Source organism: Arcicella gelida, from assembly GCF_034931025.1.
GTDB classification, from domain to species: domain Bacteria; phylum Bacteroidota; class Bacteroidia; order Cytophagales; family Spirosomataceae; genus Arcicella; species Arcicella gelida.
In genome coordinates this window covers 233532-258708 of record NZ_JAYGIL010000003.1, presented here as the reverse complement: position 1 = coordinate 258708, position 25177 = coordinate 233532, and the positions used below count along the sequence as shown (strand labels likewise).

The following is a 25177-nucleotide window of genomic DNA, read 5'->3' as shown; positions in this document are numbered from 1 at the left end:
ACATCATATCTTTTAATCATTCCATCTTATTATTAACAATTCATAATTCTTAATAAAAAATTATGTCAACTAAATTAGATGCTAAAATACCGGGGGGATCATTACAAGAGAAATGGACAAAATTCCGTTCTACTGTACCCTTGGTAAACCCCGCAAACAAGCGAAATATTGAAATCATTGTTGTAGGAACTGGATTAGCTGGTGCTTCTGCGGCAGCTTCTTTAGCAGAAATGGGATATAAAGTTAAGGCTTTCTGTTTCCAGGATTCTCCTCGTCGTGCGCACTCTATCGCCGCACAAGGTGGTGTTAACGCTGCTAAAAACTACCAAAATGATGGTGACTCTGTTTACCGTCTTTTTTATGATACTATCAAAGGTGGAGACTACCGTGCACGTGAAGCCAACGTTCATCGTTTAGCTGAAGTATCTGGTAATATCATCGACCAATGTGTGGCTCAAGGTGTACCTTTCGCTCGTGAGTATGGTGGTTTGTTATCTAACCGTTCTTTCGGTGGTACACAAGTACAACGTACTTTTTATGCAGCAGGACAAACTGGTCAACAATTATTATTGGGTGCTTATTCTGCTTTACAACGCCAAGTTGGTTTAGGTAATGTAGAATTATTTACTCGCCACGAAATGATGGACGTAGTAATGATTGACGGCAAAGCTCGTGGTATCATTGCTCGTGATTTGATTTCAGGTAAATTAGAACGTCATTTTGGTCACGCTGTATTATTGGGTACTGGTGGATACGGAAACGTATTCTACTTATCTACTAACGCAATGGGCTCTAACGTTACTGCTGCTTGGAAAGCCCACAAAAAAGGTGCGTTCTTCGGAAACCCTTGCTATACACAAATTCACCCAACTTGTATTCCTGTATCAGGCGACCACCAATCGAAATTGACTTTGATGTCTGAATCATTGCGTAACGATGGTCGTATTTGGGTGCCTAAAAAGAAAGACGATAATCGTCCAGCAGTACAAATTCCTGAAGATGAGCGTGATTATTACTTAGAACGTCGTTATCCTGCATTCGGTAACTTAGTTCCTCGTGATATTGCTTCACGTGCAGCCAAAGAGCGTTGTGATGAAGGTTATGGTGTAGGTGCTTCTAAAAAGGCGGTTTACCTTGACTTCGCTGCGGCTATCTTACGTTATGGTCGTGGTGAAGCCACAAAAAAAGGTATGCACAATGCTACAACTGAAGAGTTGCAAGTAATGGGTAAAGAAGTAGTGAAAGAGAAATATGGTAACTTGTTTGACATGTACAAACAAATTACTGGTGAAGACCCTTATGAAGTACCAATGCGTATTTATCCTGCGGTTCACTACACAATGGGCGGACTTTGGGTTGATTATAACTTAATGACAACAGTTCCAGGTCTTTATGCCTTGGGTGAAGCTAACTTCTCTGACCACGGTGCTAACCGATTGGGGGCTTCTGCTTTGATGCAAGGTTTGGCAGATGGATACTTTGTAATTCCTTACACTATTGGTTCATACTTGTCTGGTGACATTCGTACAAAAGCAATTCCAACTGACGCTCCTGAATTCGTTGCTGCTGAAAAAGCTGTTCAAGATACTATCAACAAATTGATGTCTATTAAAGGCACAAAATCTGTTGATTATTTCCACAAAAAATTAGGTTTAATTATGTGGGATAAATGTGGAATGGCTCGTAACGAAAAAGGTCTGAAAGAAGCGATTGCTGAAATCCAAGAAATCAAAAAACAATTCTGGTCGGATGTACGTATTCCGGGCGATGCAGATGAATTTAACCCTGAATTAGAGAAAGCAACTCGTGTAGCTGACTTTATCGAATTAGGAGAATTAATGTGTATTGATGCCTTGAATCGTAACGAATCTTGTGGTGGTCACTTCCGTGAAGAATACCAAACAGAGGAAGGTGAAGCTCTTCGTGACGACGAAAACTACGCTTACGTAGCAGCTTGGGAATACAAAGGCGATTCTAAATTTGAATTACACAAAGAAGAATTGGTGTATGAGAATATTAAGATTGCTCAAAGAAGTTACAAATAATTTGATGATTTGAAAATGAAAGTTTTAGAAGTGTTTAGTTTAAAAATTAAAGGCAAATTTTTATTTTAGCATAAAAATACTTTAAACAAAAACTACACTTTATGCGAAACGACAAAGAAAATCTTATTGTAAGCAAAACGCTTTTGTTTTCAATTCAAATCATCAAATTCAGTGAGATATTAGAAACCAATAGAAAATTTGTTATTGCTAAACAATTATTGAGAGCAGGAACATCTATTGGAGCAAATGTTTGGGAAGCTCAGAATTCAGAAAGTAAAGCAGACTTTATTCACAAGATAAAAATTGCCGCTAAAGAAGCCGACGAAGTAACATATTGGCTAAAACTTTGTGAGTTATCAGAATCCTACCCGCAACCAGAACAAATTATCATTGAAGAATTAACTCAAATTATTCGAATACTATCAAGAATAATTAGTAGCTCAAAAATGAATCATTAAAAAATTTTAATGATTCATTTTCAAATCTTCAAATTTTCAAATCTTCAAATTGATTCAGAAATGGAAGGAAATATGAATTTGTCGCTAAAGGTTTGGCGTCAGAAAAATGCAAATAGCGAAGGCAATTTTCAGCAATACGATGTAAAAGGCATCTCTGAAGATATGTCATTCTTAGAGATGTTCGATGTATTAAACGAGCGTCTTATCAATGAAGGCGAAACTCCAGTAGCTTTCGACCACGATTGCCGTGAAGGTATTTGTGGTATGTGTTCAATGTATATCAATGGTCAACCACATGGGCCAAACAAAGGTGTTACTACTTGTCAGCTTCACATGAGGAGCTTCAAAGATGGTGATACTATTACGGTAGAACCTTGGAGAGCCAAAGCATTCCCAATCGTAAAAGATTTAGCAGTAAACCGTTCTTCATTCGACCGCATTATTTCTGCTGGTGGATATATTTCGGTAAACACGGGTAATGCTCAAGATGCAAACTCTTTGCCTATTCCAAAACCAGATGCTGATGATGCTTTCGCAGCGGCTGCTTGTATTGGTTGTGGTGCTTGCGTTGCAGCTTGTAAAAATGCTTCAGCAATGTTGTTTACTTCAGCAAAAATTTCACAATTGTCTTTACTTCCACAAGGACAAGCTGAACGTACAATTCGTGCAGAAAACATGGTTGCTCAGATGGATATTGAAGGTTTCGGTGCTTGTACAAACACTGGTGCTTGTGAGGCTGAATGTCCAAAAGGCATTTCATTAGAAAACATTGCACGCATGAACCGTGAATATTACGGAGCAGTACTTTCTTCTAAATAAGATTTCGCTTAAAATAGTTAAATCCCCATTTACCTGAACAATCTTGGTAAATGGGGATTTGTTTTTACTTTTCCTACTGAATGTAGATAGCAAAATCTTCATCAAAATAAACAAGTTTATAACCTTTTAACACTGCTTTTGCATGAGGAAAAAATTTAGCTTTATTGTGCTTGTAATCAAATAGAATAAATTCAACCTTGTTCTTTTTTGCCCAATCTGCAAGAGATTCAGCATTGGCTTGTAATTTGGACTGTGCTAATTGAAAAACAAAATTTTCAAAGCAAAGTAAACTTTCGTGATTTTCATATTCATTGAAAAAGAATTGAAGTGGTACTAAACCTTTCGATTTTGCAGGAATAAATTTTCTTAATTTAGCATACTTTTCTGGTAAATATGGTTTGGAATTAATTTTAGAAATTAGCTGAATGATTCCTACAAAACCAATAATGAAGTACACAACGAAAGCAAAAAGTATCGGCTTTGATAAATTAACGTTTGGTTTATTCTCTGTAAAACTAAATAGTTCAATAATCAGAGCCATCATTGTTGGAATAAATAACATTTCATATAATCCACTAGCTCGTTTTGTTATCAACCAAAATGATATTACTAAAACAATGGTATAGGTGATTAAATTACGAGGCAATTGATTTAAGCTTTTTTTGTAAGTCCAACAAAATGCTATTAATAAAATAGAAATTGCCATCTCTTGTGGTGATTTAAAGAAAATGCTAGGAAAACTTAGCATTACTTTTAGTTTATCTACTAACCCAAAAGCATTCTGGGTGGCGGGGTCATTTCTGAATTGATATAGCCAAGTATCAAAACCATTTGCTTGCCATATATCATAAAAATAAAATATACTGGTTAGCGTAGCAAAGACACCAAAAACTAAAGCGTTTATCTTTTTTTCATTGAAGAAAAGCATAAAAAAACCAGCAATCACATAGATTATACCATTTAGGTGGCATAGCAAAGCCATTCCTGACAATACTCCTCCCAAAGCAACCAAGTACTTCTGCTGATATTGGATAAGTAAATACGAAGCAAAGCCCAAAGTCATCATCATTACTTCTGGACGATACTCAAAACTCATTTTAATGATAAGTGTGTTTGAGAATAATAAAAAAAGCACAATGTAGAATGAAGTTTTTTCTAGCTGACGAAAAGCAATGTATCTTTTGAATAAAAATATCAATAAACCCAAAAAGAGTAAGCTTGTGGCTTTGAGTACATACAATGAATTTCCTCCAAGCCACATCATCAGGCTTCCAAAACATAAGAATAGTTTATGACTTACGAAAAATTGTTTTTCCCAGCCTAACAAACCACGAAAAAATTCAGAGCGAATAACGCCATCCTTTAAAAGCCAGTAAGTCTCTTCGGCAAACCAAGCATCATCACCTGTAGGAAAACGTTTGTAGTAAGTGAGAAAAGTAAGTAACATTAAAATAGGCACTATGATAGATAGTGTAAACAACAATTTGAACTTGGTCATTAGAACTTAATTTAAGTTTATTATATAGAATTTTATTTATGATAGTCTTTAGAATTGGACGAAACTAGTAAAAAAACATTGAATTCTAGTTCGACAAACTATATTTTCATCTAAAATCAACTCTTTTTAACATCATTTAACACTATATTCCTTCCTTTAAATACATCCATTTACATACTAAACATCTGATTGCTAAACAACTATATCAAACTAATACTCACTCAGTAGATAAGCATTAAATTTATCTTTATGAAATAGCATAAACTCTCAAAATTCTTCAAATATGAAATTACTGTTATCTATTTATCTCATCATTTTATCAACTTTTACCACTTTCTCTCAAAAGAATAATGCTCTATTAGATTTTTCTCGTGAAGTAAATATTGTTTATAACACCCAAAATCCTTTGACAAATACGAGTGCTCAATTATTCAAAAATGATATTGAACAAGTATTTGATGCGAAAGTAAATTTCAATCAAAAAAGTACATCAAAAGCATGTCTGGATATTATTTTACGCATCGCAGGTGAACCTATCACTGTTGATTTGAAAAATATAATCTCAGAAAATGATAAAAAAATAGCAGGACAATGGGAGGTATTTAGTTATATCAACCAAAACAAGTCTACAAAACAAACCTTAATCATAACAGGAAGTGATGCTCGTGGATTGGCTTATGGAGTATTAGAACTCTCTAAGAAAATAGGCGTAAACCCTTGGTATTTTTGGGCGGATGTTCCTATCGAAAAATCTATAAGTAAAAAAATATCAGTTTCGGATACTATCAGTGTCGAGCCTTCTGTAAAGTATCGTGGTATTTTCTTGAATGATGAAGATTGGGGTTTGCAACCTTGGGCTGCTAAAACTTTCGAACCACAAACAAAAGATATTGGGCCTGCTACTTATGCAAAGATTTTTGAATTATTACTTCGCTTGAAAGCCAACCTTATTTGGCCAGCCATGCACCCTTCAACAAAGGCTTTTTATCATTTCCCTGAGAATAAAGTTATTGCTCAAAAATATGGAATCATCGTCGGTACTTCTCATGCGGAACCTATGATGAGAAATAATGTGGATGAATGGGATGATAAGACGATGGGAGATTATAATTTTTTCACGAATAAGGATAAAATCATCAATTATTGGGAAATTAGAATTGATGAAATAAAGGATTATGAAAACTACTATTCAATAGGGATGCGTGGCAAGCACGATAGCGGAATGGAAGGTGCAAAAACGATTGACAAAGCTGTTGAAACGACGGAGGAAATTATTCAAATTCAAAGAGATTTATTGAAAAAGTATGCCAAAAAGCCTTTAAATGAAATTCCTCAGGCCATGACGCTCTACAAAGAAGTATTGAATTTGTATGAAAATGGCATGAAAATACCTGATGATATTACACTGGTTTGGTCTGACGATAATTATGGTTATATCAAAGGTCTAAGTAATGAAACTGAAAGAAAACGGAAAGGGGGTGCAGGGGTTTATTATCATGCTTCTTATTGGGGACGACCGCACGATTATCTTTGGTTGGGAACAACACATCCAGCGTTGATTCATTTTGAAATGAGCAAAGCTTATGAAATGGATGCGAAAAATATCTGGGTTTTGAACATCGGAGATATTAAACCCAATGAGTACTCTATGCAATTGTTTCTGGATATGGCTTATGATATGAAGCCTTTTCAAGATGGGAAAAGTGTCAAAACACATTTAAGTAAGTGGACGAATACTCTTTTAAAAAGCACACAATCAGCTGATTTACTCTGGCAATATTATCAATTAGCTTTTGTCCGTAAACCTGAATTTATGGGTTGGAGCCAAACAGAACCTACTCGTGCTACGCATCCCACTACTTTTACTCCGACTGAAGTAAATGAACGTTTGCATCAATATCAACAACTTGAACAGGAAGTTTTGAATAATCGTCCAACAGATAAAACACTTACTGATACTTATTTTCAATTAGTGGAATATCCTATTATTGCTTCCAGTAAGATGAATCAGAAGTTTCTTTACTTGGATAAATTTTATGAAAAGCCAATTGCAGAAAGAGATAATAATGATGTGAATTTACAAGCCGCTATTCAAAATTATCAAAGTATTCAAGATTTAACGAGCTACTATAATAATCAATTATCAGGCGGGAAATGGAAATACATGATGAATGCCGCTCCTAGAGGTTTACCCGTGTTCAATCATCCTGAAAAACTACTAAAAGTTGAACAAAAAAACGTTGGAGAAAGTCCAAAAAATATTAAAATTGCTGCAGGAGATTATGTTTCGGTAAAACAAGGAGTAAATACCTTTTGGAAAAAAATTGTAGAACCAAGTTTCTCTGGATCATCAGTCGTAAGCGAACCATTTCGTTTAGGGAAATCTCTTGATAGTACTAAAACGGACGAACTGCCTACTTTAACATATCAATTTAACGTCACAGAAAATAATACTCTTGTAGATTTAAGTATTGTAGCTTTGCCATTGCATCCTGTTCAAATGGGACTTGGACAAAGAATTGGTATTCAAATTGATGAGCAAAAAGTCCAAATTATTAACTTTCAGACGTATGATAGAAGTGAAGAATGGAAACAAAATGTACTTTCAAATACAGCAAAAAGAACGCTTAAAATGAATAAATTAAATGCTGGAAAACATACGTTCAAAATTTTCATGATTGACCCAGCAGTGGTACTTGACCATTTTGTGTTAAATTTCCATTAATTTCACTTCGATTTAGTAGTTTCTAATGACAAGTCCATAGCAAAAATTGACCTTTACACAATTTATCTGCCTTTTTGTTTTCTGTCTTATATAATTTTCCAATCTTTGGATAATCTTACATTCGATAATCTTACATTCGATTACATTAAAACCAATTAATTTTTATGAATAAAGTCTATTTGAGTGATTCTGGTCCAAAGGTTTCTGAAGCAATCTATGGATTTTGGAGATGGGCAGACAATGGTGCTGAAACTGTTGCTAACATGGAAAGAATTGTTAATTTGTGTTTGGAATTAGGCATCAATACTTTTGACCACGCAGATATCTATGGCAATTATACCATCGAAGAATATTTTGGGAAACTCATTCAGCAAAAAGCTATCAAAAGAGAAGAAATTGTACTTTTCAGCAAATGCGGCGTTCGTAAGTCTGACAAAGGTTATGTGTATTACGATAATACCGAAAAGTATTTGTTAGAGAGTGTTAATAATTCTTTAAAAAGACTGAAAACTGACTATTTGGATATTTTCTTGTTGAATCAAATCGACATGATAAGTAATCCTGAAGAAACAGCACAAGTATTAAGAGAGTTAGTAAACAGCGGGAAAATTAAGCATGTTGGTGTTAGTAATTTAACAGTATTTCAGCATCAGTTGTTAGAATCATATTTGCGTAAACCAATCGTAACAAATCATATAGAATTAAATCTTATCAATACTTCAGCGATTGAAGATGGTAGATTAGATTTTATCAAACAACGTTTTAGCAAACCTTTGGCTTGGGCTCCTTTGGCTGGCGGTAAAATCTTGGATGGAACAGATGCTAAATCTGCTATTATTAGAGCCAAATTGACTGAAATCGGACAAAAATATGATGCTAATGTTGAACAAACTGCTGTAGCTTGGCTTTTACAATTAGGTACTTTACCAATTATTGGTTCATTATCAGAAGAAAGAATTCGTAATGCGGTAAGTGCTACAGAAATTAAACTGAACCATGAAGATTGGTACGAGATTTATAATTTGGCGATGATGAAGTAATGTTTCGTCTCCGTTGGATACCAAATAAAAAGGCAAGTGATTTAAGTTTCACTTGCCTTTTTAATGAAAGCTATTGAATTACATAGACTGTCAAACCTCTTGCTCCGTGAGCTCCAATTACCAAACTCTGCTCAATATCTGCCGTTTTTGAAGGTCCAGAAATAAAAGTACCGAAACCAGTTTCGTCAACTTTTACTCTTTCATAAGCTCGGTGCATATTAGTGACGATTTCTGAATTTTTAATAATGATGACTAAATACTGAGTAATCATTGGCAATACTCTATGTGGTAATTGCTTTTCAGAAACCCAAATCGCCCCGTTTTCTGCCACACCAAATTCACCTTCGATGATAGCTAAATTTAGAGTTTCTAATTCGTGTGGGTCGCTTACGTTCAAACTAAAATCTGCTAAATCTGCTAGTGCGTCAACAGTAGAAGCAATTTTAGTAACGTCTTTATAATGAGCTTGAATATCAGCTTTTATCTCTTCATAAGAGTTCACGGCGATAGCTTTCCCACCTACAAAACTGAGAATTTCAGCAAATTTCTCGAAGTTATTTTCATAAACCGTATCAAATTTAAACTGAACTGTAAGCTCTTTATATTCAGGTTGATTTTGTTTGATAAGGGATAATATTTTTTCTCTGCTTGACATTTTTTTATTTTTTTGAGACTTTGGGATTCTGGACTTTAGGACTGTAAGACTTTAGGATTGGAGGAATTGTTCGGAGCTTGAGGAGTTTAAAACTTGTGCCGTGGTCAGTGTCCTCACTGACCACACTCGTAGGCTGATGGTCTGTGAAGACACAGACCACGGCACTGTGGATTTATGAGGATACTCTTTACTATCCAAAACTCAAATCCAAAAATCCCCAATTCCTCAAGTCATAAAGTCTCTAATCCTTAAAATCTATTTTCAATTAAATCCCAAAGATTTCCGTATAAATCTTTAAATACTGCTACTGTTCCATAAAATTCTTCCGAAGGTTCTCTGACAAATTCAATTCCTACACTTTTCATTTGGTGAAAATCTCTCCAAAAATCATCTGTGTTCAAAAACAAGAATACTCTCCCACCCGATTGATTTCCGACACTTTTCTTCTGTTCTTCATTCACTGCTTTTGCCAGTAACAAACAAAAACCATTTGAATTTTGTGGTCGTACCAAAACCCATCTTTTACTTTCAGTCAGTGGTGTATCTTCGACGAGTTCAAATGGTAATTTTTGGGTATAAAATTCAATCGCTTCGTCATAATCATGCACGACTAAAGTCATTTGGGAGATGTTTTGTTTCATTGTTTTTAGACTTTGGGAATTTATGACTTGAGGACTTTAAGACTTTAGGAATTATTTTCAGTGTTCCAACTGAACACTGAACGGACTGGTGGTCTTTGAGACACAGACCACGGCAAGCGAACACTCTACCAAAACATCCTTATATCTTGAATCCCAAAATCCTAAAGTCATAAAGTCCTCCAGTCTTAAAGTCAAATTACAAACCCTTTTCACGAATATACCAATCTCTAAAACTTTCTTTCGGTGGTTCGGGCATTTCTCTTTGATTGTACCAAGGATTCATTCCATTATTCACCAAGAAAGGAGCATTTTTCATAAAGAATCTACCTAATTTCCCTGCTGTTCTAAAGAATTTTGGAGAATTCAAAACCGTCGCCATTGAATTAATTCCCGCAGCTTTTACTTTAGAAACATGTCCACCCTGCACTAATACTTGTCGCCATTTATACAATTGGTCGTGAATATCAATTTTTACAGGACAAACATTTGAACACGAGCCACAAAGCGTTGAAGCAAAAGGTAAATCTGCATTCTTTTCCATGTCTAAATTCGGTGCGAGGATTGAACCGATTGGTCCAGCCACCGCCGAATGATAACTAAATCCACCCGAACGACGATAGACCGGACAAGTATTCATACAAGCCGCACAGCGAATACATTTCAAAGAGTTTCTAAAATCTGGGCGACCTAATTGCGTTGTTCTGCCATTATCCACCAAAATAATGTGCATCTCTTGTCCTTCACGTGGTTTATGAAAATGACTTGAAAAAGTAGTAATCGGCTGACCAGTAGCACTTCTTGCCAATAATCTCAAGAAAACACTTAAATGTTCAGCTTTAGGAATAATCTTTTCAAAACCCATCGAGGCGATATGAACATCCGCCAAATGCGTTCCCATATCGGCATTTCCTTCATTGGTACAAACCACAAAACCACCTGTTTCGGCAATGGCAAAGTTTACTCCCGTCAATGCTACTTTTCTTGTCAAGAAAGTATCTCTTAAATGCTGACGAGCAGCTTCGGTTAAATATTGTGGGTCAGTTGCTCCTTTTTCTGTTCCTAAATGAATATGAAAAGTTTCGCCAACATCTGCTTTTTTTAAGTGAATAGCTGGCAAAACGATATGCGAAGGCGGTTCATTTCTCATCTGAACAATCCGCTCCCCCAAATCTGAATCTATTACTTCAATACCTTTTTCTTTCAAAAAATCATTCAAATGACATTCTTCCGTCAGCATGGATTTTGATTTCACCATGCGAGTAACACCTTGTTTTTTCAAGATAGAAAGTACAATTTCGTTATGCTCTTTTCCATCCGAAGCCCAGTGTACTTTAATGCCATTTTGCGTAGCTTTTTCTTCAAATTGCACTAGTAAATCGTGCATATTCGACAAACCATGATTTTTAATTTGCGAACCTGCTTCACGCAACTGCTCCCATTCAGGAATCTGAAAAACAGCTTTATCACGCTTTGAGCGTACAAACCAAAGCGTTTCATCGTGCCAGTTTACGTAATCTTCGTCTTTATTGAATTCGACCGATGCCGTAGCATGGTCTCTAATTGAATTATTCATTTACTATTCAAAATTTCTGCGATGTGTTTTACTTTCACGTTTGAGCCTTTTCTTTTCAAAATTCCTTCCATGTGCATCAAACAAGAAACGTCTGCACCTGTAATGAATTCAGCTTCGTGGCGAAGATGATCTGCTACTCTATCTTTTCCCATTTTGGCAGAAACAGCTTCTTCCGCCACACAAAAAGTACCTCCAAAACCACAGCATTCATCTTTCCTATCTAATTCGATAATTGATAAACCCGAAACCATATTGAGCAATTTTTCTGGTTTAGAATAAGGTTGGGCAACCAATTCTGACATCTGAGCGAGTTTCAGTCCACGTTGTCCGTGGCAACTTTGATGTAAACCAACTTTGTGTGGAAAATGTGCTTGAAGATTTTCTACTTTTAATACATCAACCAAAAATTCTGTGAGTTCGTAAATTTTAGCATTGCCTCCATCCTTACCCAACACATGGTCTTTTACGTGAAGCGTACAACTTCCTGATGGCGAAACAATGTATTCGTAACCTTTAAAGTTTTCAAGAAAATTTTTATCACACCCTTTACTTAGATGTTCAAAACCAGAATTTGCCATGGGCTGTCCACAACAAGTTTGGTTTAGTGGATAATGTACTTCACAACCAAATTTCTCTAATAGCTCCAAAGTAGCAATGGCTACATTCGGATAAAACTGGTCGATATAACAAGGAATAAACAGCGCTACTTTCATCGTTTTGGATCTACAATTCAATCTTTTCTATAAAGCCCAAAATTACATGTAAAATACTCTTTAAAGCGTACTGTACTCTTATGCGGAAGTACTTTGATTGAGTTCTTCGATAAAGGCTCTTCTAAATTGTGAGGGACTTTTCCCTTTAAATTCTCTGAAAACACGACCAAAATAAGACACATTATTGAAACCACAATGAAAACAAACATCTGTAATTTCTTCGCCTTTCAAAAGCATTTTACAGGCTTGATTTATTCGATATTCATTCACAAATTCTGTAAATGTTTGGTTGGCATTTTTTTTAAAGTAATTACAAAAAGCAGGAATTGTAAGACTCGACAACTCAGCAACCTCCTGTATATCAATTTCTTGAGAAAAATTATCTTCTACAAATTTGTATATTTTGTTCAGACGTTCTTGGTCTTTCAAACTAAAGTTATAACGTATGTCAGAAGCATTGAGCAATACATACTCAGTAGATTTTGCAAGAAATTGAAGAATACCAAGTAACTCAATTAGTCTTTCAAAATGAGATAGTTCGAGTAATTTTCTAAAACGAAGATTGAGTTCTTCACGGGTTTCACCATAAAAAGAAATTCCTTGTTTAGAACGTTCAAAAAGTAATTTGACAGCAGACATTTCTTGTACTTGAATAAAGCCATCGCCCAGAAAATTTTCTTTGAACTGAATTACTACTTCTTCATGTGTTCCAATGGCACCATAACCAAAACCAGAATGCGGAACATCCGAGCCAATCATCACCAAATCGCCATTGGTATAATAGCTTAAATGATTACCCACATGTCTTCTTCCTGAACCCTGAAACACCAACACAATTTCATATTCTGGATGATAATGATAGCTCCATCTGAAAGTAGCAGCTGATACTTTGTGGTGCAAAATCCTGAAGGAACTTCCTTCATCAGGCTGGATTATTTCAAATTCTGCTTTCATTTAATATTTTTTATACAAATTATAAATATTTCCATTTTTATGGCTAATTTACTGAAAAATTTACTTCTTAATAATATTAATTATTAATACAGTAACATTTTCTAATAATCAAAGAGTAGTTTTTTAACCAATATTGTCTGAATTTTGTGAAAACATTAACCATTTATATAGCTACTTTATCATCAAGCCAATAACGCCAAAGAAGCGGACTGACGTCCGCTTCTTTTTTTAATATTATTAGCATCTCAAACCATGAACAACTGGAAAATTAAAGTATCGATATTTATCAATTATTTCCTTTTTGCCATTCTATTGAATAGCGTTGGAGCAGTGATTTTACAAGTACAAAATACTTATGGAATCTCTGAATCTTCCGCTTCTGTGTTAGAGGCATTTAAAGATTTGAGCATTGCTGGGGTTTCGTTTTTGGTGGCTTCGTTTATTGTAAGAATTGGCTATAAAAATGCTATGCTTATTGCACTAGGAATCGTTTCAATTACTTGTTTGATGATGCCTTTTCTAAATCAATTTTGGATGACAAAATTGTTATTCGCATCAATAGGTACTTCATTTGCATTGATAAAAGTTTCGGTTTATGCCACAATTGGCTTAATTACCAAAGATAAAAATGAGCATATTAGTTTAATGAATTTCATAGAATCGTTCTTTATGATTGGCGTGCTTGCGGGTAGTTTTGTATTTAGTGCTTTTATTGACGACTTAAATCCGCAGTCACATGCTTGGGTAAATGTTTATTATTTACTAGCTGGTTTAGCCGTTTTTGCCTTTATATTATTGCTGACTTCTCCTTTGGATGAATCAAGCATTAAAAAAGAAAGTACTGAAAACACTTTAGGTGGTTTTAATGAAATGCTTCGTTTGGTGATTGTTCCAGTGGTTTTAGTTTTTGTGGCAAGTGCTTTTATTTATGTATTAATTGAACAAAGTATCATGAGCTGGCTACCAACTTTCAATAGTAAAGTATTACATTTACCTGCCAGTTTGAGTATCCAAATGGCAAGTATTTTAGCAGCTTCAACAGCAATTGGTAGATTTTTGGCTGGTATTGCACTTAGAAAAATTAAATGGCTTTTTGTATTACTTACTTGTGTAGTTTTGGCGGGAATTTTAGTTATTGTAGCTTTACCTCTTGCCAAAAATTTAGGTAGCGAAGTAATTACCGGTTGGGGAAATGCTCCAATTGTTGCTTTCATTTTTCCGATGATTGGTTTGGTCATTGCTCCAATTTATCCAGCGATTAATTCCGTTATTTTAAGTTCACTTCCTAATCGTCAGCATGGCGTAATGTCTGGTTTAATCGTAATTTTTTCAGCACTGGGTGGCACAACTGGTTCATTAATTACAGGACATATTTTTGAAGCTTATGGTGGCGAAAGTGCTTTCTATTTTTCATTAATTCCACTGACTATTTTAATTGTTTGTTTGATTGTTTTCAACAAATTATCAAACAGTGAAAAAGCTGAATTAAAGAGTACAGGAGGGCATTAATTGATATTTTTTTTAGCTTGAGCATTAATAATATTTTATAAACAATCCACTTCAAACAAAAGGCTACAAGGGACAAAATAATTTGAGCGATTATGCTATACTTTGTAGTGTCAAATCAAGATGTCCAATAACAATTATACCCAACCAGATCATCCATTCGATGAATTGTTCGTCGCTGTACAGATGAGTGATATTTTTCCTGACTCCAAAACTTTTAATGATTACATTCCAAAATATACGTCTGAGTTAATTTTGGAAAAATATTTACAAGAAAAAAATAATCCCACGTTCAACTTAAAGCAATTTATTGATAATAACTATACTGCCAATTCTATTCCATCAAACGATTACAAAAGCGATACTTCAAAACCAATCGCTGAACATTTATCAGCATTATGGTCAATTCTTACTCGTGAACCCAGCCAACAAGAACAAGAAGGCTCATTAATTCAATTGCCTTCACGCTATGTAGTTCCGGGTGGAAGATTTCAAGAAATTTATTATTGGGATAGCTACTTCACGATGCTTGGCTTGCATGCAAGTGGACAAATTGATTTAATCGAAGGCATTATTGATAACTTCGCTTTTTTGATTGATAAATTTGGCTACATTCCCAACGGAAATCGTACTTACTTCTTGGGGCGTTCGCAACCCCCATTTTTTTCTTTAATGGTTGAATTGCTCCGACAAGAAAAAGGCGATGAAGTACTCCTTAAATATTTACCTGCTTTAGAAAAGGAATATGATTTTTGGATGAAAGGTAAAAATCAATTGGCTAAAGAAAAGGAAAATATCGCTATTAACAGAGTGGTAAAAATGCCAAATGGAGGCTTTTTAAATAGATATTGGGATGAAAACAATACTCCACGACCAGAAGCATATAAAGAAGACCTTGAATTAGCAGAACAAGCTCCAGAAAATACCTCAGAAATTTTTCGACACATCAGAGCAGCAGCAGAATCTGGTTGGGATTTTAGCAGTCGTTGGTTTAAAGATGGACAAAACATGAGTACCATTCACACTACTGATATTATTCCTATAGATTTAAATTGTTTACTCTTAAATCTTGAAAAGACTTTATTCAAGGCTTTTTTATTGCTAGACGATAATTTTTCTGCCAACAAACTCTATAATGCTTCAAAGCTCAGAGAAAAAACCATCAAAAAATATTGTTACAGTGTAGAAGCTGGCTTTTACTTTGATTATGATTTTGTAGCTCAAAAACATACAGAGGCTTATACTTTGGCGGCGGCGTTTCCATTGTTTTTTGAAATTGCTAATAAATTTCAAGCAACGAATGTTTCTAGAATTATCAAAGATAGATTTTTGAAAGATGGCGGTTTAATTACAACCACTTCAAATTCTGGTCAGCAATGGGATGCACCAAATGGCTGGGCACCTCTGCAATACATTACTTATCAAGGATTGAAATCTTATGGATTTGATATTTTAGCCGATAAAATCAAAACTCGCTGGATTCAAAGTAATGAAAAAGTATATTTGAAAACGGGTAAAATGACCGAAAAATACAACGTAGAAACACCCAATACCGAAGCTGGTGGAGGAGAATATCCTAACCAAGATGGTTTCGGCTGGACAAATGGCGTATTCTTGAAATTCCTGAATTTTAAGTAAATCATTCTTCATTTAAGGCGCATTATGTTTATTATTATTGATAAACATGATGCGTTTTGCTTCTCCAACATGTTGCTCGAAAAAATAAATCAGCACATCTGCAACAAAAGTTACATTCTTCCTCTCTTTTTACAAAATGTTAAAAAACGTTAAGTACTTTTTTATTAACTAAAAAAATAGTTAATTTGACTTTTGATATTTAAACCTCCACACAATCAACTCTATCATCATGTATAAATCTACTTTATTCCTTTTTTTTTATCTCGCCTTTTCTACCCTAATGTTGGCACAAAATCCAGCCAGAGTAACGATAAAAGGCATCGTTCAAGACACGAATTCAACAGTAATGTCTGGCGCAACAGTTATGTTATTACAACCAAAAGATTCTGCTTTGGTTAATTTCTCAAGAGCAAATGACAAAGGTGCTTTTGAATTCAGAAATGTTAAAAATTCCAATTATTTGCTCAAAATTTCCTTTGTCGGATTCCTTCCTTATCAGCAAAATGTAAAACCTTCAGAAACAGATATTGCCGATTTAGGGTCTATCAAAATCAAACCTATTGCCCAAGAACTACTAGAAGTAGTTGTGCGAACAGCCAAAGCACCATTGAGCATTAAAGGCGATACGATTGAATACAATGCAGCTTCTTTTAAAGTACCACCAGGCTCTTCGGTAGAAGATTTACTTCGTCGTTTACCCGGTTTAGAAGTAGATGCTAGCGGAAATATCAAAGCACAAGGAAAGGACGTAAAAAAAGTATTAGTGGATGGAAAAACGTTTTTTGGTGATGACCCAAAAGCCGCCACCAAAAACTTAGGTGCAGAGACAATTTCTAAAGTACAAGTTTTCAATGGTAAATCTGACCAAGCACTGTTGACAGGAGTTGACGATGGTAAAAAAGAAAAAACCATTAATCTTGAATTAAAAGATGAATACAAAAAAGGGGCATTCGGTAAAATTACAGGAGCTGTCGGTACAGAATCAAGAAATGCTTTTAGAGGAAACTATAACCGTTTTAACAAAAAAGAACAGTTTTCGATACTCGGTTATACCAATAATATCAACGAAACAGGTGTAAACTGGAGTGATTACGGCGAATTCAAAGGAAATAATACTTTTAATCAGAATGATAATGGTGATTTTGGTTTTGGTAGTGGTGGTAGATACTACTTTTCTGATGGCGGTGGTATTACCGATAATTTTGATGGAAGAGGTTTCACCAAAAACTTTGGTAGCGGTGTGAATTACAACTATACATATCAAAAAACAAAATTGAGTACAAGCTATTTCTACAATCAAACAGATTTAAAACTTGATCAATTTCAAAATACTAAAACGTTCTTGCAAAATAATTCTTTCTCTACTACTGATACGACAAAAACCACTAATTTCAGGGGAAACCACAGTATTGCTGGACGTTTTGAGCAAATGCTTGATTCAAGTAATACATTGATTACCAAAGCTAGTTTACGTTTCAGTAATTCTAACGGAACAGATTTGAAAAGTCAGCGTTACTTAACACAAGAAAATGCCCTTCGCAATGCAGTTGCCATTAATAATGGTTCGGATTTGAATGCCTTTAACTTTTCAGGAACGGCTATTTTCAGACATAAATTCAAAAAGAAAGGACGTACTTTAGCGGCTAGTTTGATGTACAATGTTGCATCTACAGATGGAACTGATAAACTTTATTCATTAACAAAGTTTTTTGCCGCACAAGATGTCAACGAGCAAATCAGAGCCATTAGTCAATTAAATCAAAATGCCAATAATACAAACTTTTTGAAAGCTGGATTAAACTTCTTAGAACCGCTTTCTAAAAAAATATATTGGGAAAGTTTCTACAATTTTAGCAACAATAAACAAGAAGTAGGAAGAAATGCCTTCAATGGTTTATCAAACAATGAACGTTTTGATAGCTTGAGTACATTTTACCAAAACGATATTACTTATAACAGAATTGGTAGTAGCATACGTTATTCTCATGCGGGTATTAATGTTTCAGCTGGTTTAGCTGGACTTCGTTATGATTTGAATGGGAAAGTGTATCCTAAAGAAGGCGCTCCTTTAAATACGGAAATCAATAAAAGCTACGATGCACTTACACCAAACCTTTCAGCAAGTATCGAACTGAAAAATAATGCTTATATAGGCTTCAGCTATAATTTGAATGTGGAAGCACCAAGTATCACCGACTTACAACCAGTTGTTAATAACAATAACCCTTTTTACATCACAAAAGGAAATCAAGATTTATTACCTGTTAAAAGTCATGAAGTTGGACTTGATCTTTACAAATTTGACCCTTCTACTTTTACCAATATTAGCTTGTGGACAAGTTATAATTATTACCTGAGTCAGGTAGTTTATAACCAAACGGTTGACCAAAATTTTGTCACAACAACTCGTCCAGAAAACATTTCAGGCGGTACTCGTTTCAATACTGGACTTTACACAAGTTTTCCGATTGTAAAAACAAAACTTACAGTTAACCTAAACGGAAATGTTAATCTTACGAATAACCCAACCTTCATCAACGGAGTTAAAAATGAAACAAATAACCAAGGTTACAATATTACTTTAGGCTTTAGCATTACTCCAAGTGATAAATTATTGATGGGATTGAGTGGAAGCTTAGGTTTTACGAAGGTTAAATATTCTATTGAAGAAGGACAAAATCAGAATATCAATACCAAAGGATTAGATGCTTCTGTAAAATGGAATTTTGCAAAGAAAACTTTCTTTGAAACCAATCTTGATTATAACGGATATAAAAACGACCGTTTCGGATTCAACCAAGATATTCCAATCTTGAACTGTTCTGTAAGAAGATTACTGATGAAAGACAATAAAGTTGAGCTTCGTTTAGCGGCTTTTGATGTGTTCAACAAACGTCAAACAATCTCACAACGTGGTTATCAAAACGTTGTGACGAACCAAACTGCATTAACTTTAGCTCGTTATTTTATGTTGAGTATTACTTATAACGTAAAAGGACATGTGGATAAATTAAAGAAAAATAATGGTTGGTAATAAAAGGTCATGAAATTTGAGCAATGTCTAGTTTCATACTCATTACTCAAAACCAATAATTACTCCATTTAACAATTAGAAATCTTAGCACATGAAAAAAATATTGATAATAGCATTCATTTTATTCTCGATACAAATGTTTGCACAAACCAATGAGGGAACAGTTTACTTTACTAGAACAACTTATTGGACAAAAATGAACAACCAATTAAGTTACTTGAGCAAGCAAGAAAAAGAAAAAATGACTTATATGTTTGCTGGCAAAGACGATTGGAAAGAATATATGTTACTTCATTACAATGACAATGAGAGTAAATATGTTACTTCTGAGGAGAAATCGGAAGAATCGGAAGGCTATGCTTGGAGAAAGGAAGAATTTAGTGTTGCCAGAAATTTCGCTAAAAATACGATGTTAGATGTTTTTGAAATACTTGGGAAAACCTATATCATCGAAGATTCATTACAAACTCCAAACTGGAAAATCTTGAATGATATTAAAGAAGTAGCAGGACATATTTGTATGAAAGCCATGATTGAAGACACGCTAAAAAAGCAGAAAATAATCGCTTGGTTTGCACAAGATATTCTTTCAAATGCTGGTCCAGAAAGACTTTGGGGACTGCCAGGATTAATCCTAGAATTAGATATTAACGACGGAACAGTACTGATTGAAGCATCAAAAATAGAATCTAAAAAACTTACTCAAGAATTGGCACCGCCCAAAAAACTGAAAGGTAAAAAAATGAATGAATCAGCCTATCAAGAAATGTTAAAGAAGATTATTCAGGAAAAAATCAAGGAAGAACGAAACCCATTCTGGTTTATTCGATATTAATAATAAAAAAGGAGTTGCCGAAAGCAACTCCTTTTTTATTATCATTGGTAAGATTTAATCTTTACAACTATTATCTATTCATCGAAACTAAAAACTCTTCGTTGGTTCTTGTTCCTTTCATCTGCTGTTGCAAAAATTCCATAGCTTCCACAGAGTTCATATCACTCATGTGCTTTCTTAGAATCCATACTCGTTGAAGCGTTTCTTTATCCATCAATAAATCTTCACGTCGAGTACCTGAAGCTGTAACATCAATCGCTGGGTACATTCTACGGTTCGACAACTTACGGTCAAGTTGTAATTCCATATTACCTGTTCCTTTAAATTCTTCGAAAATTACTTCATCCATTTTAGAACCAGTATCAATCAAAGCTGTTGCGATAATTGTTAACGAACCTCCGTTTTCTACATTACGTGCCGCACCAAAGAAACGTTTCGGCTTGTGAAGTGCATTAGCATCAACCCCACCCGATAAGATTTTTCCAGAAGAAGGAACGACAGTATTATACGCACGAGCTAAACGAGTAATAGAATCTAATAAAATTACAACATCGTGTCCGCATTCAACCATACGTTTTGCTTTTTCTAAAACGATACTTGCTACTTTCACATGGCGTTCTGCTTGTTCATCAAAAGTAGAAGAAATTACTTCAGCTCTTACACTTCGTTGCATATCAGTAACCTCTTCTGGACGTTCGTCAATCAATAAAATCAATAAGTAAACTTCTGGATGGTTTTTTGAAATAGCATTCGCAATTTCTTTCAACAACACCGTTTTACCTGTCTTGGGTTGTGCTACAATCATACCACGTTGACCTTTACCGATTGGGGCAAACAAGTCAAGAATACGAGTAGAGTATTGATCTGGACGAGAAGAAAGTTTTAGTTTTTCTTCAGGGAAAAGAGGCGTTAAATATTCAAAAGGAATTCTATCTCTAATTTCTTCAGTCGTTTTTCCGTTCACAGATTCTACTCTTAAAAGAGCAAAATACTTTTCTCCTTCTTTCGGTGGACGAATTGAACCACGCACAGTATCACCTGTCTTTAACCCAAATAGTTTGATTTGCGAAGGAGAAACATAAATATCATCTGGTGAAGCCAAATAATTATAATCTGCTGAACGAAGGAAGCCATAGCCTCCATCTTGCATGATTTCAAGCACGCCTTCATTCTCAATAATGCCATCAAACTCACGAATAGCTTGATTATAAATTGGTTTTTTGAACGCATTATTGTTATTTTGGCGAGCAATATCATTACGTACTTCTTGCTCTTGTGGCAAGCCAGCAGCGGGTTCATCAGGCGTAATAAACGAAGTATCTATTACAAATTCCTCTTCAACTTCTATCGGAAAATCTACAATTGGTTCTTCATCAAACTCATAAGTAATGTCAGAAACAACCTCTGGTTTGGCTTTTACTTCTTTAACAACCTTAGGTTTCGGTAGCTCTGATGGGCTTTGTTTAATTGTTGTATTTTTAGCTACAACCACTGCATTGTCAGCATCTTCTTTAGAAATGCGTTGTCTTTTTGGACGAGGGACATCTGAAGCTACTCCAGACTCTTTTCTCACTTTCCTTTCTGTTTTGTTATCGTCTTGCATAGCATCTTTGGTGGAAGGTTTGCGGTTTTTTGGGGGCATTACCGCCTGTTTATCAAGAATTTTGTAGATGAGTTCTTTTTTAGGAAGGTCATTAACATTGGAAATGGCATATTCTTTGGCAAGCTCATGAAGCTCCGAAATAAGCATCATGTCTAATTCTTCAATTTTGTACATAAGGGTAAATTGATAGACTATCTACAACTAAAGTCTTTCTAAATTGTGGTTAAATATTAATAAAAACATCTTAAAAAAGATTGTCAACTTTAAAGTTAAATTTGGGAAAAATTTGGAATGATGTGGATAAATGATGTTAAGTATTTAATAATCAAAATCTTAACGGAAGAAACACACAGGATTGTGAATTGTACTGCAATGATAATTCCATTATTTTAAATAATCAAACATTTTCTTCTATTTTTTAGAAAAATTTAATTAAATAACTAACTACCAGTACACTTACATATCAATCCTTTTTCCAATACTTAAATTAACATTCTCACAAATTGATTGATAGCTCAGCTTGCACTAAAATAAAGCTTCGATGAATTGTATTAAAAAAGCCTAAACTTTCTGATAAAATTTTTTAATTGAGATTCCCCTGTTATTTTTGTGCTATCAAACCAGAATATTACGGAAAAATGAATCGCAAAAACATTTTAGCTATCGCCAGTATCGCTTTGTTAGCCACAGCTTGTGACTATCAAAAAAATAACAATATTAAACAAGCTGACCTTCGTGAAGGAGATCAATATGTGTATGGTGTACATCCAGATTCTGCTGCTGCACAAACAAAAAACAAATACACAGCAAAACCAGAAAACGAAATAAGAGCCAACAAAATTCGTGAAAAACTATTCAACGATAGTACTAACGCTCAAGGTAACTAATACATTTTGTTGAACATTATTTCTACCTACATATTACTTAACAAAGCGTTGCAAATCACATTGTGACGCTTTTCGTATTTATTAACTTTGAACCCATAAATGAACATAGCACTTGTAACAGGCTCCGCTGGATTGATTGGTAGCGAAGCAGTATCTTTCTTTTCAGATAAATTTGATTTAGTAATCGGTATTGACAATAACATGCGTCAGTACTTTTTTGGAAACGAAGCATCTACTGCTTGGAATCGTAATCGTTTAGAAGAACAGTTTCCTAATTATAAACACTATCAAGCTGATATTCGTGAGGTTTCTCAATTAGAAGTAATCTTCAAAGAATATGGAACCGATATTAAATGTGTACTTCATACTGCTGCACAACCTTCACACGATTGGGCCGCTAAAGAACCATTTACAGATTTTTCTGTAAATGCCAACGGTACATTGAATATGCTCGAGATGACTCGCTTGCATGCCCCAGATGCTGTATTCATTTTTACTTCTACCAATAAAGTCTATGGTGATAATCCAAATTATTTACCATTAATAGAAACAGAAACCCGTTTTGAAATCGATGCCAGTCACCCATATTTTGAAAATGGTATCGACGAAAACCATAGCATCGATCATACTAAGCACTCATTGTTTGGTGCATCAAAAGTAGCTGCAGACGTTTTAGTACAAGAATATGGTCGTTATTTTGGGATGAAAACTGGTATTTTCCGTGGTGGATGTTTAACAGGACCAAATCACTCTGGAACTGCTCTACATGGGTTTTTATCGTACTTGATGAAATGTGCCATTACTGGAAATCATTACACAATTTTCGGATACAAAGGCAAACAAGTTCGTGATAATATTCACTCTTACGATTTAGTGAATATGTTCTGGAATTTTTACCTAAATCCACGTGCGGGCGAAGTATATAATGCTGGTGGCGGTCGTTTTGCCAATTGTTCAATGCTTGAAGCCATTGCAATCTGTGAAGAAATGACAGGTAAAAAAATGAGTTATAGCTATTCTGAAACGAATAGAATTGGCGACCATATTTGGTACGTTTCTGACCTTTCTAAGTTTAAAGCACATTATCCAAATTGGAACTGGACTTTTGGTTTAAATGAAACCTTACAGCAAATTCACGATGGTATTGCTTCTCGTTTGTAGGAAATAAATATCCTCTTGATTTTACGTTTAAAATATTTAATTCCCCAAAAATGAATCCGATTGGTTACCAACGGATTCATTTTTCATATCAATATATTATGAAACTAAGTGTCGTAATTCCTGCATATAACGAAGAAGAATCTATTCCAGAAACTTTAAAGTCATTATACAATACGCTTCAAAAATATGGAATTGAGCATGAAATCTGTGTTACTAACGATAATTCAAAAGATAATACAGAAGCCGTTCTGCAAGAATTACAAAAGGAAATACCTACACTAGTTTATTATACAAACAAAGGACCAAATGGTTTTGGTTATGCTGTTAGATACGGTCTTGAACGTTTTTCTGGTGATTGCGTTGCAGTAATGATGGCTGATATGTCTGACGACCCTGAGGATTTAGTAAAGTACTACAACACAATGCTTGAAAAAGATGTTGATGCTGTTTTCGGAAGTCGTTTTATGAAAGGTGGGAAAGTGATAGATTATCCTAAACTGAAACTCTACATTAACAGAGTTGCTAACCTTATTATACGCTTTTTAGTTGGCATAAAGTACAATGATACGACCAATGCCTTTAAATTATACAAAAGAGAAACCATCGAAGGCATCAAACCTTTTATGTCACCACATTTCAATTTAACAGTAGAATTACCCCTAAAAGCATACGTTAGAGGTTATTCTTTTGCTGTTGTTCCGAATAGCTGGACGAATCGTAAATACGGAGAATCTAAATTGAAAATAAAAGAAATGGGTAGTCGGTACTTCTTTATTTTACTGTATTGTATGATTGAAAAATACTTTTCTCGTGGAGATTATATGAAAAAAACATCAAGAAAATAAGTTTTTCAACCAAGTAATTTGGTACAATAAATAACAAAAAAATATTCCCCAAGAAACCGCAAAAAACAACATTGAAAAAAATATTTTAAAGAAAGGTACTTTAAAAGATAATGCCAAAAGCGTTCCTCCGACGGGCGTAAAAAAGAGTGGAGTAAAGCAAGCGATTCCCCAAATACCAAGTTTTTTCCAGATTTTTACAGCAAATCTAGTTCTTTTTGAAAATAGTTTTGGCTTTGTTTTACGATACTTCGCAATTAAACGTTGAATGGTACTTCCTAAAAGAGCGATCAAAGTTACGGTAGTCATCATACCAATGATACAACATATTGCTGTTTCCCACCAAGTCAATCCCAATACAATTCCAGCGATAGGCCCATTAAAAAATTTAATGGCTGTTGCAAGCATTACGGTAAAATATTTCCCAAATGTCATAATTAATACGTTAGTCTTTGTAAGTCAATTGGTTAAGTTTTATAATTGATTATATATAAGAATGAAATTATTTAATTTTCAATCAATAATTTTAAACTAACTTGCGAAGGTATTA

Annotated in this window: 20 protein-coding genes; 12 read left to right on the top strand and 8 right to left on the bottom strand. The window is 34.6% G+C overall.

Annotated elements, in window-relative coordinates:
• The first annotated feature begins 62 nt into the window (after positions 1 to 62).
• From VB776_RS02920 to VB776_RS02910, 3 genes are all read left to right on the top strand, one after another.
• Positions 63 to 2045, top strand: a complete 1983-nt coding sequence (locus VB776_RS02920) for a fumarate reductase/succinate dehydrogenase flavoprotein subunit (RefSeq protein WP_323325851.1) — start codon at positions 63 to 65, stop codon at positions 2043 to 2045.
• 101 nt (positions 2046 to 2146) lie between these two features.
• Positions 2147 to 2503, top strand: a complete 357-nt coding sequence (locus VB776_RS02915) for a four helix bundle protein (RefSeq protein WP_323325849.1) — start codon at positions 2147 to 2149, stop codon at positions 2501 to 2503.
• A gap of 72 nt (positions 2504 to 2575) precedes the next feature.
• Positions 2576 to 3322, top strand: a complete 747-nt coding sequence (locus tag VB776_RS02910) for a succinate dehydrogenase/fumarate reductase iron-sulfur subunit (RefSeq protein ID WP_323256764.1) — start codon at positions 2576 to 2578, stop codon at positions 3320 to 3322.
• A gap of 73 nt (positions 3323 to 3395) precedes the next feature.
• Here the strand turns inward: VB776_RS02910 and VB776_RS02905 are convergent, their stop codons facing one another.
• A complete protein-coding gene (locus VB776_RS02905; protein WP_323325847.1) occupies positions 3396 to 4820 on the bottom strand; it encodes a hypothetical protein in 1425 nt (474 codons plus the stop codon).
• Between the two features lie 283 nt (positions 4821 to 5103).
• Between VB776_RS02905 and VB776_RS02900 the strand changes: the two genes are divergently transcribed.
• Together VB776_RS02900 and VB776_RS02895 are read left to right on the top strand one after the other, a co-directional pair.
• Entirely contained in the window at positions 5104 to 7545 is a 2442-nt protein-coding gene (locus VB776_RS02900) for a glycosyl hydrolase 115 family protein (protein ID WP_323325845.1), read from the top strand.
• A 164-nt stretch (positions 7546 to 7709) separates the two neighbouring features.
• Complete coding sequence (locus VB776_RS02895) at positions 7710 to 8585, top strand: aldo/keto reductase (RefSeq protein WP_323325843.1); 876 nt, start codon at positions 7710 to 7712, stop codon at positions 8583 to 8585.
• A 70-nt stretch (positions 8586 to 8655) separates the two neighbouring features.
• Here the strand turns inward: VB776_RS02895 and VB776_RS02890 are convergent, their stop codons facing one another.
• From VB776_RS02890 to VB776_RS02870, 5 genes are all read right to left on the bottom strand, one after another.
• Positions 8656 to 9240 (bottom strand): LutC/YkgG family protein, encoded by a 585-nt coding sequence (locus VB776_RS02890; protein WP_323325841.1) that lies wholly within the window; start codon positions 9238 to 9240, stop codon positions 8656 to 8658.
• Between the two features lie 248 nt (positions 9241 to 9488).
• Positions 9489 to 9881 (bottom strand): VOC family protein, encoded by a 393-nt coding sequence (locus VB776_RS02885; protein ID WP_323325839.1) that lies wholly within the window; start codon positions 9879 to 9881, stop codon positions 9489 to 9491.
• 196 nt (positions 9882 to 10077) lie between these two features.
• A complete protein-coding gene (locus VB776_RS02880) occupies positions 10078 to 11454 on the bottom strand; it encodes a lactate utilization protein B (protein WP_323325837.1) in 1377 nt (458 codons plus the stop codon).
• Positions 11451 to 12167 carry a (Fe-S)-binding protein gene (locus VB776_RS02875; protein WP_323325835.1) on the bottom strand — a complete coding sequence of 239 codons (717 nt, stop codon included), beginning with the start codon at positions 12165 to 12167 and terminating at the stop codon, positions 11451 to 11453. Before VB776_RS02875 ends, VB776_RS02880 begins: the two co-directional genes overlap by 4 nt.
• A gap of 78 nt (positions 12168 to 12245) precedes the next feature.
• Positions 12246 to 13121: an AraC family transcriptional regulator gene (locus VB776_RS02870; RefSeq protein WP_323325833.1), complete on the bottom strand. Its 876-nt coding sequence runs from the start codon at positions 13119 to 13121 to the stop codon at positions 12246 to 12248.
• A 252-nt stretch (positions 13122 to 13373) separates the two neighbouring features.
• Between VB776_RS02870 and VB776_RS02865 the strand changes: the two genes are divergently transcribed.
• From VB776_RS02865 to VB776_RS02850, 4 genes are all read left to right on the top strand, one after another.
• Positions 13374 to 14630 carry an MFS transporter gene (locus tag VB776_RS02865; RefSeq protein WP_323325831.1) on the top strand — a complete coding sequence of 419 codons (1257 nt, stop codon included), beginning with the start codon at positions 13374 to 13376 and terminating at the stop codon, positions 14628 to 14630.
• Between the two features lie 120 nt (positions 14631 to 14750).
• Complete coding sequence (treF, locus tag VB776_RS02860) at positions 14751 to 16265, top strand: alpha,alpha-trehalase TreF (RefSeq protein WP_323325829.1); 1515 nt, start codon at positions 14751 to 14753, stop codon at positions 16263 to 16265.
• A 229-nt stretch (positions 16266 to 16494) separates the two neighbouring features.
• Positions 16495 to 19299: an outer membrane beta-barrel protein gene (locus VB776_RS02855; RefSeq protein ID WP_323325827.1), complete on the top strand. Its 2805-nt coding sequence runs from the start codon at positions 16495 to 16497 to the stop codon at positions 19297 to 19299.
• Between the two features lie 91 nt (positions 19300 to 19390).
• Positions 19391 to 20134, top strand: a complete 744-nt coding sequence (locus tag VB776_RS02850) for a GLPGLI family protein (protein WP_323325825.1) — start codon at positions 19391 to 19393, stop codon at positions 20132 to 20134.
• A 70-nt stretch (positions 20135 to 20204) separates the two neighbouring features.
• On the opposite strand, the gene rho is transcribed toward VB776_RS02850, so the two are convergent.
• Positions 20205 to 21911 (bottom strand): transcription termination factor Rho, encoded by a 1707-nt coding sequence (rho, locus tag VB776_RS02845; protein ID WP_323325823.1) that lies wholly within the window; start codon positions 21909 to 21911, stop codon positions 20205 to 20207.
• Between the two features lie 464 nt (positions 21912 to 22375).
• Between rho and VB776_RS02840 the strand changes: the two genes are divergently transcribed.
• The 3 genes from VB776_RS02840 to VB776_RS02830 all read left to right on the top strand — a co-directional run bounded on the left by VB776_RS02840 (position 22376) and on the right by VB776_RS02830 (position 24630).
• Positions 22376 to 22624 carry a hypothetical protein gene (locus tag VB776_RS02840; protein ID WP_323325821.1) on the top strand — a complete coding sequence of 83 codons (249 nt, stop codon included), beginning with the start codon at positions 22376 to 22378 and terminating at the stop codon, positions 22622 to 22624.
• Between the two features lie 99 nt (positions 22625 to 22723).
• On the top strand, positions 22724 to 23785 hold the full coding sequence (locus VB776_RS02835; RefSeq protein ID WP_323325819.1) for an NAD-dependent epimerase/dehydratase family protein: 1062 nt from the start codon (positions 22724 to 22726) through the stop codon (positions 23783 to 23785).
• Positions 23786 to 23883: 98 nt separating this feature from the next.
• The gene (locus tag VB776_RS02830; RefSeq protein WP_323325817.1) at positions 23884 to 24630 is read left to right on the top strand and encodes a glycosyltransferase family 2 protein; all 747 of its coding nucleotides are present in this window, start codon (positions 23884 to 23886) and stop codon (positions 24628 to 24630) included.
• On the opposite strand, the gene VB776_RS02825 is transcribed toward VB776_RS02830, so the two are convergent.
• Complete coding sequence (locus tag VB776_RS02825) at positions 24619 to 25062, bottom strand: small multi-drug export protein (RefSeq protein WP_323325815.1); 444 nt, start codon at positions 25060 to 25062, stop codon at positions 24619 to 24621. The genes VB776_RS02830 and VB776_RS02825 overlap by 12 nt on opposite strands.
• Between the last annotated feature and the right edge of the window lie 115 nt (positions 25063 to 25177).